Source organism: Leptotrichia sp. oral taxon 215 str. W9775 (genome assembly GCF_000469505.1).
In the GTDB taxonomy this organism is placed as follows: domain Bacteria; phylum Fusobacteriota; class Fusobacteriia; order Fusobacteriales; family Leptotrichiaceae; genus Leptotrichia_A.
In genome coordinates this window covers 108,517-126,974 of the sequence record NZ_KI272838.1, presented here as the reverse complement: position 1 = coordinate 126,974, position 18,458 = coordinate 108,517, and the positions used below count along the sequence as shown (strand labels likewise).

Genomic DNA, 18,458 nt, shown 5'->3' with positions numbered 1-18,458 from the left:
TTCTTTTTCCACCCCCATATATATTATAGAGCCTAAATAAATATCAATAGGAGGAAAAGTATGAATTATTATGTAGGGATAGACTTAGGGGGAACAAATACTAAGATAGGGCTTGTTGATGAGGCAGGAAATATTATTTTTACAACAATAGTAAAGACAGATTCAATGGAAGGTTTTGAAAAAACAGTTGAAAGATTGTCTAAAATTTTATTGGAACAGGTAAAAGGAAGCAACATTAATTTTGAAGCAGATGTAAAAGGAGTAGGAATAGGAGTTCCAGGACCTGTAGTAAACGAAAGAATAGTAAAATTCTGGGCTAATTTCCCATGGTCTAAGGAAGCTGACCTGGCAGGAGAATTTGAAAAGCATCTGAACAAGCAGGTAAAAGTAGATAATGATGTAAATGTAATAACACTTGGAGAAATGTGGAAAGGTGCCGCACAAGGATACAAAAATGTTCTTGGTCTTGCAATTGGAACAGGAATTGGTGGCGGAATAATAGTAGATGGAAAGCTTGTAAGCGGTAAAAACGGTGGAGGCGGAGAAGTCGGACATATAAAAGTTGAAAAAAATGGAAAACTTTGTGGGTGCGGTCAGGACGGATGCTGGGAAGCATACGCTTCAGCTACTGGATTAATAAGGGAAGCGCAGAGCAGGCTTGCTGTAAATAAAACAAATAAACTTTATGAAAGAGTTAAAGGAAGAGAAATAGAAGCAAAAGATATCTTTGATGTAGCAAAGGAAGGAGACGAATTTGCACTTAAGCTGGTTGACTATGAAGCTGAGTACATTGCACTTGGAATGGGAAATCTGTTAAATGTCCTTGATCCTGAAATAATCGTAGTTGGAGGAGGAGTTGCACTTGCAGGGGATATCCTTTTCAATGCAATAAATGAAAAACTTAAGCAGTATTCATTGCCTTCATGCCTGGAAAATTTAAAGATAGTTCAGGCTCAGCTTGGAAATGATGCAGGTATTTTAGGTGCCGCATATCTTGGAATGATGAAATAATTCAAATACTGAAGAGCTTGAACTTTAAAGAGTTCAGGCTCTAAGAAAACAAAAGAAAAAGTGTGATATAATAAGTGGTATAATAATAAAATAACACACATTTAGGAGGAATAATTTAAAGTGGAAACAATAACCGGGGGCAGCCTGATTTTACAGTTTATTGTAATAATAGTGTTAACAGGAATAAATGCCTTTTTTTCGAGTGCCGAAATGGCAATAGTTTCAATAAATAGAAATAAACTGAAAATATTGGTGGAAGAAGGAAATAAAAAGGCGATAATGCTGGAAAACCTAATGAAGGAGCCAAGTAAGTTTTTATCAACAATTCAAGTTGGGATAACACTTGCAAGTTTTTTTGCGTCAGCTTCAGCGGCAACAGGACTTTCACAATATCTGTCAATATATCTTGGGAAATTAAAAATTCCTTATAGTAGTCATATTTCAATGATTTTAATAACTTTTTTGCTATCGTATATAACTTTAGTTTTTGGTGAGCTGATTCCCAAAAGAATAGCATTGAGATCGTCAGAAAAGACAGCTCTTGCATCAGTGGGAATAATTGTTATGGTTTCAAAAATATTCTCACCTTTTGTCAAGTTTCTGACATTTTCAACGAATGTAATACTGACAGTGTTAAAAATGAAGGAAGATAATATTGAAGAAAAGGTATCAAAGGAAGAATTGCGTTCACTTGTGGAAGTAGGAAGGGAACATGGAATTATTAATGAAGTTGAAAAGGAAATGATAGAAAATATTATTGAATTTGATGAAAAGGTTGCAAGGGAAATAATGATTCCCAGAACAAAGGTATTTCTTATTGATAAAAATATTTCAGTAGATGAACTGTTTGAAAAAAAGGAAGTGGAAGTATATTCGAGAATACCTGTATATGAAGATGAGGCAGATAATATTGTAGGAATACTGTTTATGAAGGATCTTATGATAGAAGCTTATAGAAAGGGATTCCAGAATGTTAAATTAACAGAAATTATGCAGGAAGCTTATTTTGTTCCGGAAACAAAGAATGTCAATGAACTTTTTAATGAAATGCAGGCTGAAAAGAAACATATTGCCATATTGATAGATGAATATGGTGGATTTTCAGGGATTGTGACATTGGAGGATTTAATTGAGGAAGTAATGGGAAATATTGCTGATGAATTTGATGCAGATGATTCTTCAATTAAGAAACTTGCTATAAATAAATATCTGATAAATGGAGAACTTTCATTAAATGATTTAAATGATTATTTCCATATTGAACTGGAATCCAAACATTATGATACTTTGAGTGGACTTCTTATTGAGCATATGGGATATATTCCTGAAGATGATGAGGATATAGCGCCTATCATAATTGACGGAATTTCATTCAAGCCTAAAAGAGTTAAGGATAAGAAAATTGAATGGGTACTTGCAAAATTTAATAAGGAAGAAAACTTAAATTAAAATGGATTTATGGAAGGGAAGTATGACTATAAGAAAAAAATATTTGCTGTTATCTGCTTTAATTGATTTTTTAATAGTGTTTACTGTTGGTATTTTTTCATTGAAGTCTGAAAATTTTCTTTTTAATTATTTATTGTATCCTATAATATTTTTAGTATTACTTAAGGTAAATACCGGATTATGGATGTATTTATACAGTAATTATATGAATGTTCTGGATAACGAACTGGATCCGGAAAAATTTATAGAACTTACTGAAAATGAGTATAATAGAAACAAGAACAAAAAATATAGAAACTATATGAAACTAAATTTAGCTGCAGGATATTCTTCAGCAGGGAAAATAGAAACGGCATATGAAAAATTAAAAGAAGTGGATTTATCCAAAAAATTATATAGGAAACAGGATAAAATTTTATACTACTATAATGAAGCTTTATTTCTTATTACTTTTGGAAAAAAAGAGGAAGCAACAGAAATTTACAATAAAGAACTATCAGAAGAGATAGAAAAAATTGGAAAAAGAAAAAAAGACAGTGAAATATATAATCTTGTAAAAGCTCTGGAAGGAATGCTGTTTCATGGAAATGACAATGAAAAAATGATTGAAATTTTAAATGAGGCATTGAAAAAATCAAAGACAAAACGTCAAAATTTAGGATTTAAATATCTTCTTGCAACGTATAAGGAGAAAGCAGATGAAACCAGGGAAGCAATAGAGTTATACAAAGAAGTTGCTGAAAATGGGAATAAGCTTTATATAGTGCAGGAAGCCAGAGAGAAACTGAAAAAATTGATTTAAAATAAGAAACTGCCTAAAAATAGTAATAAAAATAAGGTAATATTTATTCTATTTCAAGGCAGCTTTTCTATTTAAAAAGTTATTATTTTTTATATTCATACATTCCAAGACGGTTATTCATAATATAGGCAATAGGAATAAAAAGCTTTCTAAATCCATGGAGCAGGTGTTTTAATTCATCAGTGAAGTTAATAAGCCCTGTCTGTTTTATTTTTGGATTGAGTTTAACAACTTCACTTCCATCTTTTACTCCCCATTTGAATTCTGCATTTTTCATTGTTTTTAAAGTATCGTGTCTTCTTGCCTGCTTTACAAGTTTTTTAGAAAGTAAGTCCAGATAAAGCGTAAACTTGTCAAATCGGTCAGTCAGTATATTAAGAAAATTTTTTACCTCATTTTCATCAAAATACATAAGAACACCTTCAGAAATAATAAGCAGCTCTTTTCCATTAATTTCAACATTTTCTGTCCAGCTTGAATCAAAAGCTGATTTTGGAATATTTCTGACTCTCGGATTTTCTTCAAAAAATACTTTTCTCTTTTCTATAACTTCAGGTAAATCAAGATTATACCATGTTATTTTTCCATTATCAATTCTGCTGAATCTTGTATCAAGTCCTGCACCAACTGAAACAATAACGCAGTCAGGATATTTATCCATAAATTTTTTTATTTCCTGATCCATAGTTTTTGCTCTTGCGAGAATTCCATAATATGACATCCATCCCTTATCAAATTTACTGAAGTCATAGTCAATTCTGGACATTATTTCAGCAGATTTTTTATCATTCAGTACAGGATTAGGACTGTCTGCATCCTTTCCTCTAGCATTTAATGTGATTAGAAGGGTTTCTGAAACGTTTTTAAATTTTGTATCCATGTGAACCATCTCCATTTTCAAATTAGTTTGATTATCAAAGTTTATATGTTATATTTAAGCAGAAAAAAACAATTAAGTCAAGAAATAAAAAAATTTTAGAAACTTTTTTGAAGATGTGTGATATAATTAATGTCCTGATAAAACTTAATAAAAGCAAAAAGTATAATATAAAAAATGGAAAATTACTGAAAATATTAAATAGTATGTGTATAAGATAAATATAAATATTTGAAAAAATTTAAGGAGGAAATCAGATGGAACAGGAAAGGCATAAGAAAAAAGGAAAATTATATGAATTTCTGGAAAATTATTATGAACTTTCAAAAAATGGAACAGATGTAAAAACAGAGATAATAGCGGGAATGACAACATTTCTGACAATGGCATATGTGCTTGCTGTAATTCCTGGATTTTTAAGGGAAGCGGGAATTCCGGAGGGAGGATTGTATACGTCAGTCTGTCTGGTGGCGATGTTAGGGACATTGATGCATGCACTATTTTCAAAACTTCCGGTGGCAACAGCTCCTGGACTTGGACTTACAGTATTTTTTGTGTCAACAGTTGTTGGAAGAATGGGTTATACATGGCAGCAGGGCCTTGCGGCAGTAACTATTTCAGGTGTTGTACTTATACTTGTGACAGTATCTTCAGTCAGAAAAATTGTACTGGATGGACTGCCTGAAAATATAAAAACTGCAATTACAGCAGGAGTCGGACTTTTTATAGCATTAATCGGATTAAAAAGTTCAGGAATAATAGTAGCTACAGAAACAGGATTATTTTTAGGAAGCTTTAAGGACAATTCTGTACTTCTAAGTGTATTTGGGTTACTGCTGATGCTTGTTTTAATGGCAAAAAATGTAAAAGGAGCACTGATAATATCAATAATTGCAACAACTCTGCTTGGAATACCTATGGGAGTAACTGATTTAAGCAAATGGCATGGTTTTGTTCTTCCAGGTGGTGTAGGTGATTTGTTCTTTAAACAGGATTTTGAGGGACTGATAGGGAAAAAGGATATATTTTCAGGTCTTATAAATATGGTAATGATAGTCCTTACGATAAGTATGGTGGATTTTTTTGATAAGATAGGAACTTTGCTTGCAATTGCAAGTAAGGGAAATCTTTACAATGAAAAAGGTGAAGTTAGAAATATGAAGAGGGCATTGCTTTGTGAATCTTCTACAACTGTAATAAGTTCTTTCTTTGGAGCAACAACAACTTCAACATATCTGGAGTGTACAGCTGGTATAGCAGAAGGTGGAAGAACAGGACTTGCAGCCTTTTCAACTGCCGTATTGTTTGGAGTTTCCTTTTTTCTGTCAGGAATAGTAAGCATTATTCCTGGAGCAGCGACTTCCCCTGCATTGATAGTTGTAGGAGTTCTTATGCTTGGTGTTGTTACAAAGATTAATTTCCATGATTTGACAGAAGGAGCACCGGCATTTTTCGCAATTACCCTGATGCCTTTCACAATGAGTGTTGCTGAAGGAGTGGCGGGAGCAGTAATAAGTTATGTGGTTTTAAAGCTTGCAACAGGAAGACGGAAAGAAATAAAGCCAATAATGTACATATTGGCTATACTCTTTGTATTAAAGCTTGCTTTGACTTAGTTTCAGAAATTGATTTTAAAATAAGTGGCCAAAAAAGTGGACGAATATTTCTACAATAATCGGTATAAATATTGAAGGAAGCATATTGGCCACTTTTATATTTTTTTTGAGGACAACATTTATTCCTAGACCGCAAATCATTATACCGCCTAAAAAATTTAAATCCGTTATGGCATTTGGAGTAAGGAAATCTTTTATCTGTCTGGCAAAAAGAAAAAAGAGTCCTTGATAGATAAGCGCTGAAAAAGCCGAGAAAATAGTTCCAATTCCATAGATGGAAGCAAATACAATAGCTGTAGCACCATCCAGAACGGCTTTTATATTTAAAATCTTGTCATCTCCTGTAAGACCGCTGTTTATAGAACCCATTATTGCCATAGCTCCTATACAGTAAAGAATAGTCGTAACAGAAAATCCTTTTGCAAAGTTAAATTCCTTTTCTTCATTTTCAACAGAATTTAAAGAATTTTTGTTTCTATATGAAATTGATAAAATTCTTGAAAATCTGTTTTCAATGAAAACACTTAATTTTTTTATTTGTAAATCTATATCGAGAATCTGCCCAATAATGACACCGATTATGAGATATATAAGAACTGTAATGTCCCTGTTTGATTCAAGGGTACTTTTCACACCTGAAATTATTATGAAAAGACCAATACTGTCCATTATAATATTTCTCATACTTTCTTTTACTTTATTTCCTATAATAAGACCAAATATGCTTCCTGCCAGAATGGCAATGAAATCTGTAATAATTCCCATATTTTTCCTTTCAGATACTATTTTCAAAAAGATTATATCATAAAAGAAAAGAAAATTATAGGTAAATATACAGAAATTTCTTAAAATAAAAGAATATAAATAAAATGAATAAAAATATCCATAATTACTATTAAATGATATGATTATAGAAGTGAGGAAAAATGTCAAAAGAAGAAAATTTCAAAGATATAAAAACTGAAAGTATAAAAATAAGGGATGTTCTGTCTGAAGATGCAGAAAGAATACAGGAAATATATTCTCCGTATGTTGCAGACACAACAATATCCTTTGAAATCACAGTTCCTGATAAATCAGAAATGCAAATTAGAATAGAAAAGACCTTGTCAAATGGATTTCCATATATAGTTGCCGAAAATGAAAACGGAACAGTTGTCGGATATGCTTATGCTGATAGGTTCGGTGAAAGAGAAGCCTACAGATATTCCTTTACAATAAGTATTTATCTTGATATGGAGGTTCAGTCAAAAGGAATAGGTCAGAAACTTTATGATGAACTGGAAAAAAGAATGAAGAAAATGGGGATAGTACAAGTAGTGTCAGCAATAACTGGAAAAAATGAAAAAAGTCTTAAGTTTCATGAGAAAAATAGTTTTATAAAAATCGGCCATTTTCCAAATATTGGATACAAAATGGGTGAATGGCATGACATTATATGGATGAATAAAACAATTAACATTATTGAAGAAGTTAAAAATAAAGAAAAATAAGAGAATGTTAAAATAAAATTTATTTTTTAAGATTTATGTAAAACGTAACATACATTACGTTTTTTTTTGTGAAAAAATATTATAATAACTTCATGCAAAAATATTACTTAAGGCTGGCAGATTATTTGTGGATAAAATTAATAATTGCCGGTGTTATTTTAACGATAGAATAAATTTTTTTGGAGGTAGTAAAATGAGTATGTTTTGTTTTCAATGCCAGGAAACGGCTAAAAATGAAGGATGTACAGTAAAAGGTGTATGTGGAAAAACAGATGAAGTGTCAAATCTGCAGGATGTTCTTGTATTTGTCGCAAAAGGAGTTGCCGCATATTCAAGTCAGCTAAGAAATGCTGGAAAAAGATATGACAAGGTGGATGAGTATTTATTCAGATCACTGTTTATTTCCATAACAAATGCAAACTTTGACGGTGCTGAAATAATTGAAGCAATTAAGGAAGGTGTAAACTTAAGAAAATTCCTTAAATCAGAACTTGAAAAAGAAGGAATTGCGTTAGATCCAAAATTCGAAAATGATTTTCTTACAACTTATGAATACAGTGAAAATGATGATTTAGTAGAACTTGCTAAAAAAGTGGGAGTATTAAGAACTGAAAATATAGATGTAAGATCATTAAGAGAAATAGTACTTTATGGATTAAAAGGAATGGCTGCATATGGATTCCATGCCTATAATTTAGGTTCAACAGACAATGATATTTACAAATTCTATGAAAAAGCATTACTTGCAACTGTAGATGACAGTCTTTCAGCTGAAGAATTAACAGCTTTAGTATTTGAAACAGGAGAATATGGAGTAAAAGTAATGGCTTTACTTGACGGAGCAAACACTTCTGCATATGGAACACCTGTTGCAACAGAAGTAAACATTGGAGTTGGAAAAAATCCTGGAATATTAATTTCTGGACATGATTTGAAGGATATAAAAGAATTACTTGAACAGACAGAAGGAACAGGAGTAGATGTTTATACTCACTCAGAAATGCTTCCTGCACATTATTATCCTGAATTAAAGAAATATAAACACCTTGTAGGAAACTACGGAAATGCTTGGTATCATCAGGTAACTGAATTTGAAACATTTAACGGACCTGTTGTATTTACTACTAACTGTATAGTTCCTCCAAAACCAAATTCAACATATAACGACAGAATATTCACATTGAATGCTGCTGGATATCCTGGATGGAAAAAGCTGAAAGCTGATGAAAATGGTAAGATAGATTATACAGAAGTTATCGAACTTGCTAAAAAATGTGAAGCTCCTAAAGAAATTGAAACTGGAACTATTGTTGGAGGATTTGCGCACGGACAAGTGTTTGCAGTAGCTGATAAAGTTGTAGAAGCTGTAAAATCAGGAGCTATCAAGAAATTTATCGTAATGAGCGGTTGCGATGCGAGAATGGCTAGAAGATCTTACTACACTGAATTTGCAGAAAAATTACCAAAAGATACAGTTATACTGACTTCAGGATGTGCAAAATTCAGATACAATAAACTTGGTTTAGGAGATATTAACGGAATACCTAGAGTTCTTGATGCTGGACAATGTAACGATTCTTATTCATGGGCTGTAGTAGCATTAAAGCTTAAAGAAATCTTCAATGCAAATGATATAAATGACCTTCCAATAGAGTTCAACATTGCATGGTATGAACAGAAGGCTGTAATAGTACTTCTTGCATTACTGTATCTTGGAATTAAGAATATACATGTAGGGCCAACTTTACCTGCATTTATTTCACCAAATGTTGCAAAACTTCTGAATGAGCAGTTTGGATTAGGAAGCATAACAAATGTTGAAGATGACCTGAAAATGTTCTTTGCATAATATCAGTTATCAATTTTTATAAATGATGTGAATAATAAATCTGAAATAAATGACAGCTCCGAAAGGGGCTGTTTTAAAATACTTTAAAAAATTTGAAAATATTTAGACTTAGAAAAGGTTTTATAGTAGTTGTAATTTTATTTCTGTTTTTTATAATCAATCAATGATATAATTGATTGATAGAAAAAATTCAATTTTACGGAGGTGGGAAAAATGGCGATACAGAAAATAGTGAGTAGCAGCTTTCATCATAAAAATCATTTTAAAATTCAGAAAAAATCAAAAAAGACACTGTATGTTACATTGTTCCTGACATTATTTTTTGCCTTGATGGAGCTTTTTGGAGGTCTGTTTTCAAATTCACTTTCCCTTGTGGGAGATTCATTTCATATGTTTTCTGATGTTCTGGCATTGGGAGCAAGCATGGTTGCCATATACTTTGAAACGAAAAAGCCTACTGAAAAATTTACTTACGGATTTTTAAGGCTTGAAGTAATAGTGGCTTTCCTGAATGGAATAGTTCTTATACTTATTGCCGCAGGAATGATATATGAATCTGCTATAAGATTTTTTCATCCTAGGGAAATAGATTTTGGAAGCATGTTTCTTATAGCGTTGATTGGACTTATATTCAACATAGTTATAACATGGATTTTATTTTCATCAACAAAAAAGGAAAATAACATAAACATAAAGTCGGCAATGCTTCATTTTCTTGGAGATTTATTAAATTCAGTAGGAGTAATTATTTCAAGTATAATTATATATTTTACGGATTTTGTCTATATCGACATAATTATGAGTATTATAATTTCGATTATAGTATTCATAGGAGGTTACAGAATAGCAAAGGAAGCTTTTTTCATATTAATGGAAGCTGTTCCGTCAGAAGTTAGTCTGGAGACACTAAAAAATGAAATCTTAAGTATAGATGGAATTGAAAATATACATGAACTTCATGTGTGGAAAAATGACAACGAGGAAATTTCATTAACAGCCCATATTTTACTTAATAATTATGAAAGGTACAATAACTACAGGATAGTAAATGAAATAAAGGAAAAACTGTCAGCACATAATATTTTACATATGACTGTCCAGATTGAAGATACAGAAATTAATATCCACCATTCTGAATAAAAGAATATTCTATACTATTTTTTACTGGTTTATGTTAAAATAGGGATAGGAAAATAAATTGTTTAAATGAGGAAATAAAATGAAGAAAGAAATATTTTTAAAACAGTTTCCACAGGAGATGGAGTATGAAGCGAGTAAGCTTTACAATGCTTTTGAAATTGCAAAAAAGTATGAAATTGTAAGCTTTACTGAGGAATTTTACACACCAAACTTCTGGAAAAAACTGACAGAAAAATTTGACGGAGTTAAAGTTGTAACAGACGGAATATTTGAAGACAGCGACAGAAGGCAGATAGGATTTATTCCTGCCGGATTTGATGTTTATGAAGGAAATACCGAGTTTCCATGTAAATTACTTGAAATAGAGATAAATTCAAAATTTAGGGAATATGAGCATAAGGATTTTCTTGGAAGCCTTATGGGGCTTAATATAAAAAGAGAACTTATGGGAGATCTGATATTGGAAGATGACAGGGGGTATATTCCCGTTTCAGAAAAAATTTCAGACCATATATTAAGTGAACTGAAACAGATAGGGAAGGCTCCATGTAAAGTAAGGAAAATTTCCCTTGATAATAAGGAAAATCTTCCAAAATATAAATTTGATGATAAAATAATTACAGTTCCTTCTAAAAGGCTGGACAGCATAGTGTCTGCAATAACAAATTTATCAAGGACAAAAGTTATAGAACCAATTGAAAAGGGAAAAGTTCTTGTAGATTACTCGCCTGAAAAGGATAAGTCAAAAATGCTTGAAATGGATTCTGTTATAACAATAAGAGGATATGGAAAATACAGGCTTTTTTCAGATAGAGGGGAGACAAAAAAGGGGAAGGAAAGACTCTTAATAAAGAAGTATATTTAAATAAGGGCTACAAAATAAATATAAAAAAATTAATATGGTGGGAGGTATATAAAAATGAGAGATGTAACGCCAAAAAACAATATGCAGATGCTAATACAGAGTTTAATTTATGCACTGATAATTGTTATTATAATAGCTTTTCTAAAAGTTGCGCTTGATGCTTTTTTATCAGTGGTTGTATATATCATACCGATTGCATTGGTAATATTTTTGTATATGAAGTTTGGAGGAAGGGAATAATATGAAAAAAAGTACATGTAAAAAAACAGTGAAGGAAAAGGAAACAGCAAAGGTAACTAAGAAAAAAGAACAGGAAACAGGTAAAGAATATAAATGGAACTTAAGTGATATTTATAAAGATTACAAAGAATGGGGAAAAGACTACAGGAAAGTTGAAAAACAGGCTGAAGAACTGGTTTCATACAAAGGAAAACTTGGGGAGGAAAAAGCTTTACTTGAATTTTTTAAGAAACAGGAAGAAATGGATAAAATTTCTTACAAATTGTATCGTTATCCACAATTGGCAAGGGATTTAAATTCACTTGATAAGGATGCTGTGGAAAACCTGCAGAAGGTAGAGTTCCTGTTTGCAAAAATAAATACAGAACTGTCATGGATAAATTCTGAACTTATAAATAATAGGGAAAAAATAGAAAAATGGATAGTTAAAAAGGAATTTTCAGACTACAGATTTGGATTAGAAAACCTATTCAGGCTTCAGGAACATGTATTGAAGGAAAACGAAAGTAAACTGCTTTCATTTTACAGTTCATATATGTCGGCACCAAGAACAATATATTCTGAAATAACTGTAACTGATGTGGAATGGCCAACAGTAAAATTAAGTACAGGTGAAGAAGTTGAAGTGACGCCTGCAAATTATTCGAAAATACTGACTAAAAATAGAAATCAGGAAGACAGAAAATTGATGTTTGAAAATTATTACGGATTATATAAGAAAAGAGAAAATACAATTGCGGCAGTATATAATTCACTTTTACAGAGGGATATAGCATCAATGAAATCCCATAATTATGAAACTTTTTTATCAAGATTTCTGGAAGGAAACAATATTCCTGAAAAGGTTTATTTAAATCTTATAAATACAGCGAAAAAAAATACAGAACCTTTAAAAAGATACTTGAAGTTAAGAAAAAAAATATTAGGTCTGAAAAAATATCATAACTATGACGGTTCGATAAATCTTGTTGAATTTGACAAGGACTATGAATATGATGATGCTAAAGAAATGGTGTTAAAATCAGTAGCTCCTCTTGGAGAAGAATATACGGAAAAAATGAAAAAGGCGATAAGTGAAGGCTGGCTTGATGTTTTTGAAGCAAAAGGTAAAAGAAGCGGAGCATATTCAGCTGGAGTTTACGGTGTACACCCTTACATGCTTTTAAATTATAATAAAACATTGGATAGCGTGTTTACTTTGGCACATGAACTTGGTCATACTTTGCATACACTTTATTCTGATGAAAATCAGCCATTTTCAACTTCTGACTATACAATATTTGTGGCTGAAGTAGCTTCAACATTTAATGAAAAGCTTCTGCTTGACTATATGCTTGAAAATACTGAAGATCCTGTTGAAAAAATAGCACTGCTTGAACAGGAAATAGGAAATATAACAGGAACATTCTATTTTCAGGCACTTCTTGCAGACTATGAATATCAGGCACACGAACTGGTGGAAAAAGGTGAGCCTGTAACTGCTGAAGTTTTAACAGGAATTATAGAAAAATTATTTGATGAATATTATGGAAAAAATGTCGAGAAGGAAGAGCTTCTATATGTATTGTGGGCAAGAGTTCCACACTTCTTTAACTCTCCTTTCTATGTATACCAGTATGCAACTTGTTTTGCATCATCGGCAATACTTTACGATAAGATAATCAAAGAAAAGGATGAAAAGAAAAGAAATGCGGCATTGAAAAAGTATATAGGACTTCTTTCTTCAGGAGGAAGCGACTTCCCAATGAGCCAGCTTAAAAAAGCAGGTGTCGATTTATCTAAAAAAACTGCAATAGAAGAAGTTGCAAAACAATTTGACCTTCTGCTTGATAAACTGGAAATAGAAATAAAAAAACTGAAAAAATAGATGCTGTTTATAAAATGAAGGATACAGAAAATAAATACTGAAAAGTCTGAAGGTATATTTTAGTATAATTTCTCCTTTTTATTTATATTATAAAAAATTTTGAAATTTTCATTTTTCTTTAAGCTTAAAGTAGTAAAATAGAAAAAATAAATAGAAGGGAGAAATTTCTATGTCTAAAATAAAAGAAAAAATAAAAAGTTTTTTACCTGATATGAAAAAAGCAATTGAAAGGTTTCCATTGACAGTTTTTTGTAGTGTAGTGGTTTTTATACTTTCAGTTTATCTTGTAGAAAATCCTGAGTTAAAAAATGAAAATCTGCTAAATGAACTGCATAAAATGGTAACTTTGCTAGGAATGAGTATTCCTTTAACTTTGGCATTGGAACTGGCAAGGGAAAAATATTTTTCAGGAAAAAATAAATGGGTAATAAGATTTGTAAATGCACTGATTACACTTGTTTTTATAATTTTTTACAGATTTTATTATTTATCCGGTAAAAATAACAGTTCTACTTTAGATAGTCTGGAGCAATTGATGGCAACAGGGATAATATTTTTCCTTTGTTTCCTGCTTGTACCGGTTATAGGAAAAAAAGATGAGGAAGAAAAATATTTTCAGAGTGTCATTGTTGATAAAACAGTCACTATATTATTTTCAGTAGTTTTATTCTTAGGACTTATTGCCGTATTTGCTACAATTGACGGACTTTCACTAATAAAATTGGATAGCAACATATACATTGAAACATGGTTATTTGTAGTATTTGTATTTTCGGTAATATTTTTTCTTTCAAAACTTAAAAAAGTTGATGAAAGTTTAGAAAACTATGAAATTCATAAAATTTTCAAATTTCTGATATATTTTATTGTAATACCTTTAATAACAACATATACAGGTATTTTATATGTATATTTTGGTAAAATGCTTATAACTAGAAGCTGGCCACAGGGACTTGTATCCCATCTGATTCTATGGTATACAATTTTCAGCCTGTTTATAATGATAATGGTAACTCCTATGGCGAAAAAAGATTCGGTGGCAAGAGTATTTAAAAAGTATTTTCCTTTTGCTTCGCTTCCACTACTGGTACTTTCAATAGTTTCAATATCAAAAAGAATTTCCCAGTATGGAGTGACACCTTCAAGATATTTTGTAGTTTTATTGGCAATGTGGCTTATATTCTGTATGGTAAGCAGTATTTTCAAGGCAAGGCTGAGTGTTATACTGATTTCCCTTATTACAGTTGTGTATATTAGTGTTTTCACTCCTGTAAACAACAGAAAAATCACTCTTATGAGTCAAAATAAAAGGTTTGAAAAAATACTTGTTAAACACGGTCTTCTAAAGGATGGAAAACTTGTAAAAAAACCTGAATTGGCCAAAGAAAAGAAGTATGAGGTTACAGATGTGCTAAACTATATTTTAGGAATTAATGATAGAAGAAAAGATATAGAAAATCTTAAGCCTTTTGGAAAAGCAGATGGAAAACCTTATAAAGACAGGGAAGAGTTTGAGAAAAGCCTTGGAATAGACAGTGCATGGTATCAATATTCTGATTTTGTATCAATAGGAGACAGCTATTTTGTAACATTCGGAATAAATGAAAATGTTTTAACTAATGTGTATAACGGTATAGAAGAAGTGAAGGAATATGATTATGCAATTACTAATCTGGAAAGCTATTTTACAGATAATAACAATGTAAAAGAATTTTTTGGAAAGTACCCTGTAAAACTTTCACAGGAAGGAATTGCTGTCTATGATGGAAAAATTGAAGATAATAAAGAACTTATTAAAGTCAATATGCCGGAAATTGTTGACAAAATTATTAAAAATCCTGAAATACAGCAAAGAACTAATAAACGTAAAGATGAAATAAAAGACTCTGTAGTACCTGAAAATATCCTGGAGTTCACAGGAGAAAATGAAAAAGTAAAATATAAAGTGAAGGTAATAGAAATTTCAGTTACAGGAGAAGAACATAAGGCACCGAGAGTATCAAAATATTATTATAGTTTCTATTACAGTGTGAAGAAATAAAAAGAGTAGTTTTGTACTGCTCTTTTTATTAATATTTTAGTATTGATACTAAGAAGAGAGGAAACAACTTTTCAGAATCAACTCAAAGTATTGTAAATAATGGGTTAAAAACTATTTTAGGCACTAGTGTATCCAATAGTGTTTACTAACGGTGCCTTTATTATTTACTTTTATTCTATGAAAGTAAAGTACACAAAAAATAGAGGTTTTATAACCTCTATTTTTTATAAACATCGCCTCTACTGTCTATTTTCATAACTTTTAGAACTTTAATTTCTTTTTCTACCGAAAAAATGGCTCTGTATTGTCCTATCCTAAGTCTGTATACATTCCTGTATCCTTGCATAGCTACAATATCAAAAGTTGAAGCTCTCAAATTAGAATTTTCAGCAAGTTCTGTAAAGGCTTTAAAAAATTTTAAGCCTATATCTTTATTCTTTTTTATAAACTTTTGAACATCAGTTGTATAAGTAACTCTATATGATGTCTTCAAGGCTTAACTCCTTTCCCGTATCTTCCAGATCAAGAGTTTTCAAAATTTCAGTAAGTTCAGTTTCCTCTTCATCTGAAGCAAAGGGATAATTAGCACGTAAAAAATCAGATAAGTCCAATTTTTCCTGTTCCTCAACATATTTCAATGCTGCTTTCCTAACTAGCTCTGAAAAACTAATACCGACTTTTTTTGCAAAACTGCTTAGAACATAAAAGTCATCCGAATTTATTGAGATATTTTTTCTTAAATTGTTGTTTTTGTTTATCATTTCATTATTCATCTCTGTCATTCATCTCCATCATTATATTCTCGTATTCATTATATTTTCTTCATCATTATATTCTCGTATTTATTATATTTTCTTCATCATTATATTCTCGTGTTTATTATATTTTCTTTTTTTGTTTATAAATAAATTCACATTAATTTTTCAGTCTCCTCAATTGAAAAACAACACAGAAAAAATATCTTACACACATTGTACAAGATGTGTATTATAAAGTCAAGAGTTATTTTTCGGTTAGACACTTAAGGTAAATTGCAATAGTAAATGTCACTTTTTTATGAAATATTATGAAATGTACTGTTTCAGTTCAATATCATACATTTCTTTTGAGCTTTTTCCATTAAAAAGTTTTCGCGGATAATTATTCATCCATTCCTCTATACTCTTTAGAATCTCTTAAGGTTATCGAACTTTTTCCACCCCCCACTCTTGACAAAGAGCCATTTTAGTTATAAATATAAAATTTGAAATAATTAGTATAATAGGGTATACTAAAAGTAGAAAGGAAAAATTATTATGGAAATAAGTTTTAGGCAAACTTCCCTAAAAGACGGAGAAAGAGAGCTATTTTTTTTACAAAGTCTTGAAAGTGAAAATATCAATGGGTTTCAGATGAAAATTCCCAAGAATATGAAAGAATTTGAAAAACTCTTGAATAAATTTATTAAAGATAGTGAAAATCCAGATTCTGGAAGAGTTCCACAAAAAGTTTACTGGGTAGAAATAAATGAAAAAATAATAGGAATAGTTAAAATTAGAGAGACTTTAAATGAAAATTTGAAAAAAATAGGTGGAAATATAGGATATTTTGTTGGAAAAGACTATAGAAATAAGGGATATGGAAAAAAGATATTAAAAAATGCCCTTGCATTGTTTAGAAATCATAAGTATATAATAATTACTTGCAATGAAAGTAATATACCCTCGCAGAAGGTTATAAAGGATAACGGCGGAAAACTAATAGAAACCAATAATGGACATTGTGTATATAAAATTAATCTTTAAATAAAGAAAGGCAGGAAATTGAAATGTATGATACATTAAAAGAAAGATTTTTGAAGTATGTAAAAATTGAAACAAGATCAAATGATGAAAGTGAAACAATACCGACAACGCAGACACAGGTAGAATTTGCAAAAATGCTGAAGGCTGAACTGGAAGAAATAGGGCTTGAAAATGTATTTATAAATGATGCTTGCTTTGTAAATGGTACATTACCATCAAATACAGATAAAAAGGTTCCTGTAATAGGATTTATTGCCCATATGGATACGGCAGACTTCAACGCTGTAAATATAAATCCTCAGATAATTGAAAACTATGACGGGAAAGACATAGTGCTAAATAAGGATTTAGGAATAACAATGCATGTAGATGAATTTCCAAATTTGAAAAATTATGTAGGAAAAACACTTATTACTACAGACGGAACTACACTTCTTGGTGCAGATGACAAATCAGGAATAGTGGAAATTATAGAAGCTGTAAAATATCTTAAAAATCATCCTGAAATTAAACATGGAGATGTAAGGGTAGCTTTTGGGCCTGATGAAGAAATAGGAAGAGGGGCAGATAATTTTAATGTAAAAGAATTTAATGCAGACTTTGCCTACACAATGGACGGAGGGCCTGTAGGGGAACTGGAATATGAAAGTTTCAATGCGGCAGAAGCAATTTTTACAATAAAGGGGAAAAGTGTACATCCAGGTACTGCAAAAGGTAAAATGGTAAATGCAAATACAATTGCAGTTGAACTGGCTTCATTATTCCCGGCAGATGAAGTTCCTGAAAAAACAGAAGGATATGAAGGATTCTACCTGCTTGAAAGAATGAAAACAACTATTGAAGATGCTGAACTGTCATATATTTTAAGAGATCATGATAAGGAAAAATTCCTTGCAAAGAAAAAATTTGCAGAAGATGTCGCAAAAAAAATAAATGAAAAATATGGAGAAGGAACAGTAAAAGTAAGCTTGAAGGATCAGTATTACAACATGGGGGAAGTTATAAAAAATCACATGAATGTAGTGGAAATTGCAAAAGAAGCTATGGAAAATCTTGGAATTAAACCTATTATAAAAGCTATTCGTGGTGGTACTGACGGGTCAAAAATTTCATTTATGGGACTTCCTACACCAAATATATTTGCAGGTGGAGAAAATTTCCATGGGAAATATGAATTTGTTGCACTTGAAAGCATGGTACAGGCAACAGATACAATTATAGAAATAATAAAATTAAATGAGAAGAAAGGATAACCCCTTGTCCTAATTACAAGGTGATAATATAAAATAAAAAAATAATAGTTATGAATTATTAGACAATTTTACAATATAAAACAGGAAATGAATTGTAGAAAAAATTATTGTCTGAGCTTTTTAAAGCGAGTTTATAATTTTTCTTAATGAATGACTGTTTTATATGAGTAA

General features: G+C 30.9%; 17 protein-coding genes. 13 read left to right on the top strand and 4 right to left on the bottom strand.

What is annotated here, in order from left to right:
- The first annotated feature begins 60 nt into the window (after nt 1-60).
- From HMPREF1984_RS04290 to HMPREF1984_RS04280, 3 genes are all read left to right on the top strand, one after another.
- The gene (locus HMPREF1984_RS04290; protein WP_021766680.1) at nt 61-1,011 is read left to right on the top strand and encodes an ROK family protein; all 951 of its coding nucleotides are present in this window, start codon (nt 61-63) and stop codon (nt 1,009-1,011) included.
- Nucleotides 1,012-1,140: 129 nt separating this feature from the next.
- A complete protein-coding gene (locus HMPREF1984_RS04285) occupies nt 1,141-2,460 on the top strand; it encodes a hemolysin family protein (protein ID WP_036099756.1) in 1,320 nt (439 codons plus the stop codon).
- A gap of 22 nt (nt 2,461-2,482) precedes the next feature.
- The gene (locus tag HMPREF1984_RS04280) at nt 2,483-3,262 is read left to right on the top strand and encodes a hypothetical protein (protein ID WP_232219684.1); all 780 of its coding nucleotides are present in this window, start codon (nt 2,483-2,485) and stop codon (nt 3,260-3,262) included.
- Nucleotides 3,263-3,344: 82 nt separating this feature from the next.
- Here HMPREF1984_RS04280 and HMPREF1984_RS04275 read toward each other — a convergent pair whose 3' ends face one another.
- The gene (locus tag HMPREF1984_RS04275) at nt 3,345-4,142 is read right to left on the bottom strand and encodes a class I SAM-dependent methyltransferase (protein ID WP_036099688.1); all 798 of its coding nucleotides are present in this window, start codon (nt 4,140-4,142) and stop codon (nt 3,345-3,347) included.
- Between the two features lie 254 nt (nt 4,143-4,396).
- Here HMPREF1984_RS04275 and HMPREF1984_RS04270 point away from each other — a divergent pair, with 254 nt between their 5' ends.
- Nucleotides 4,397-5,755: an NCS2 family permease gene (locus HMPREF1984_RS04270; RefSeq protein ID WP_021766676.1), complete on the top strand. Its 1,359-nt coding sequence runs from the start codon at nt 4,397-4,399 to the stop codon at nt 5,753-5,755.
- A gap of 15 nt (nt 5,756-5,770) precedes the next feature.
- On the opposite strand, the gene HMPREF1984_RS04265 is transcribed toward HMPREF1984_RS04270, so the two are convergent.
- A complete protein-coding gene (locus HMPREF1984_RS04265; protein WP_021766675.1) occupies nt 5,771-6,520 on the bottom strand; it encodes a DUF554 domain-containing protein in 750 nt (249 codons plus the stop codon).
- A gap of 161 nt (nt 6,521-6,681) precedes the next feature.
- Between HMPREF1984_RS04265 and HMPREF1984_RS04260 the strand changes: the two genes are divergently transcribed.
- From HMPREF1984_RS04260 to HMPREF1984_RS04230, 7 genes are all read left to right on the top strand, one after another.
- The gene (locus tag HMPREF1984_RS04260) at nt 6,682-7,248 is read left to right on the top strand and encodes a GNAT family N-acetyltransferase (protein ID WP_021766674.1); all 567 of its coding nucleotides are present in this window, start codon (nt 6,682-6,684) and stop codon (nt 7,246-7,248) included.
- A 193-nt stretch (nt 7,249-7,441) separates the two neighbouring features.
- A complete protein-coding gene (gene hcp, locus HMPREF1984_RS04255) occupies nt 7,442-9,097 on the top strand; it encodes a hydroxylamine reductase (protein ID WP_036099685.1) in 1,656 nt (551 codons plus the stop codon).
- Nucleotides 9,098-9,310: 213 nt separating this feature from the next.
- Nucleotides 9,311-10,237 (top strand): cation diffusion facilitator family transporter, encoded by a 927-nt coding sequence (locus HMPREF1984_RS04250; RefSeq protein ID WP_036099683.1) that lies wholly within the window; start codon nt 9,311-9,313, stop codon nt 10,235-10,237.
- A gap of 79 nt (nt 10,238-10,316) precedes the next feature.
- A complete protein-coding gene (locus tag HMPREF1984_RS04245; protein ID WP_021766671.1) occupies nt 10,317-11,102 on the top strand; it encodes an RNA-binding protein in 786 nt (261 codons plus the stop codon).
- A 54-nt stretch (nt 11,103-11,156) separates the two neighbouring features.
- Complete coding sequence (locus HMPREF1984_RS04240; protein ID WP_021766670.1) at nt 11,157-11,342, top strand: hypothetical protein; 186 nt, start codon at nt 11,157-11,159, stop codon at nt 11,340-11,342.
- A gap of 1 nt (nt 11,343) precedes the next feature.
- Nucleotides 11,344-13,209, top strand: a complete 1,866-nt coding sequence (gene pepF, locus HMPREF1984_RS04235; protein WP_021766669.1) for an oligoendopeptidase F — start codon at nt 11,344-11,346, stop codon at nt 13,207-13,209.
- 169 nt (nt 13,210-13,378) lie between these two features.
- Nucleotides 13,379-15,250, top strand: coding sequence for a DUF4153 domain-containing protein (locus HMPREF1984_RS04230; RefSeq protein ID WP_021766668.1), 1,872 nt, complete (start codon nt 13,379-13,381; stop codon nt 15,248-15,250).
- 217 nt (nt 15,251-15,467) lie between these two features.
- Here the strand turns inward: HMPREF1984_RS04230 and HMPREF1984_RS04225 are convergent, their stop codons facing one another.
- Both HMPREF1984_RS04225 and HMPREF1984_RS04220 read right to left on the bottom strand, forming a co-directional pair.
- On the bottom strand, nt 15,468-15,743 hold the full coding sequence (locus HMPREF1984_RS04225) for a type II toxin-antitoxin system RelE/ParE family toxin (protein WP_021766667.1): 276 nt from the start codon (nt 15,741-15,743) through the stop codon (nt 15,468-15,470).
- Nucleotides 15,727-16,023, bottom strand: a complete 297-nt coding sequence (locus tag HMPREF1984_RS04220; protein ID WP_036099748.1) for a hypothetical protein — start codon at nt 16,021-16,023, stop codon at nt 15,727-15,729. Before HMPREF1984_RS04220 ends, HMPREF1984_RS04225 begins: the two co-directional genes overlap by 17 nt.
- Before the next feature lie 522 nt (nt 16,024-16,545).
- Here HMPREF1984_RS04220 and HMPREF1984_RS04215 point away from each other — a divergent pair.
- Both HMPREF1984_RS04215 and pepT read left to right on the top strand, forming a co-directional pair.
- On the top strand, nt 16,546-17,034 hold the full coding sequence (locus HMPREF1984_RS04215; RefSeq protein ID WP_021766665.1) for a GNAT family N-acetyltransferase: 489 nt from the start codon (nt 16,546-16,548) through the stop codon (nt 17,032-17,034).
- Nucleotides 17,035-17,057: 23 nt separating this feature from the next.
- On the top strand, nt 17,058-18,287 hold the full coding sequence (gene pepT, locus HMPREF1984_RS04210) for a peptidase T (protein WP_021766664.1): 1,230 nt from the start codon (nt 17,058-17,060) through the stop codon (nt 18,285-18,287).
- The last annotated feature ends 171 nt before the right edge of the window (nt 18,288-18,458 follow it).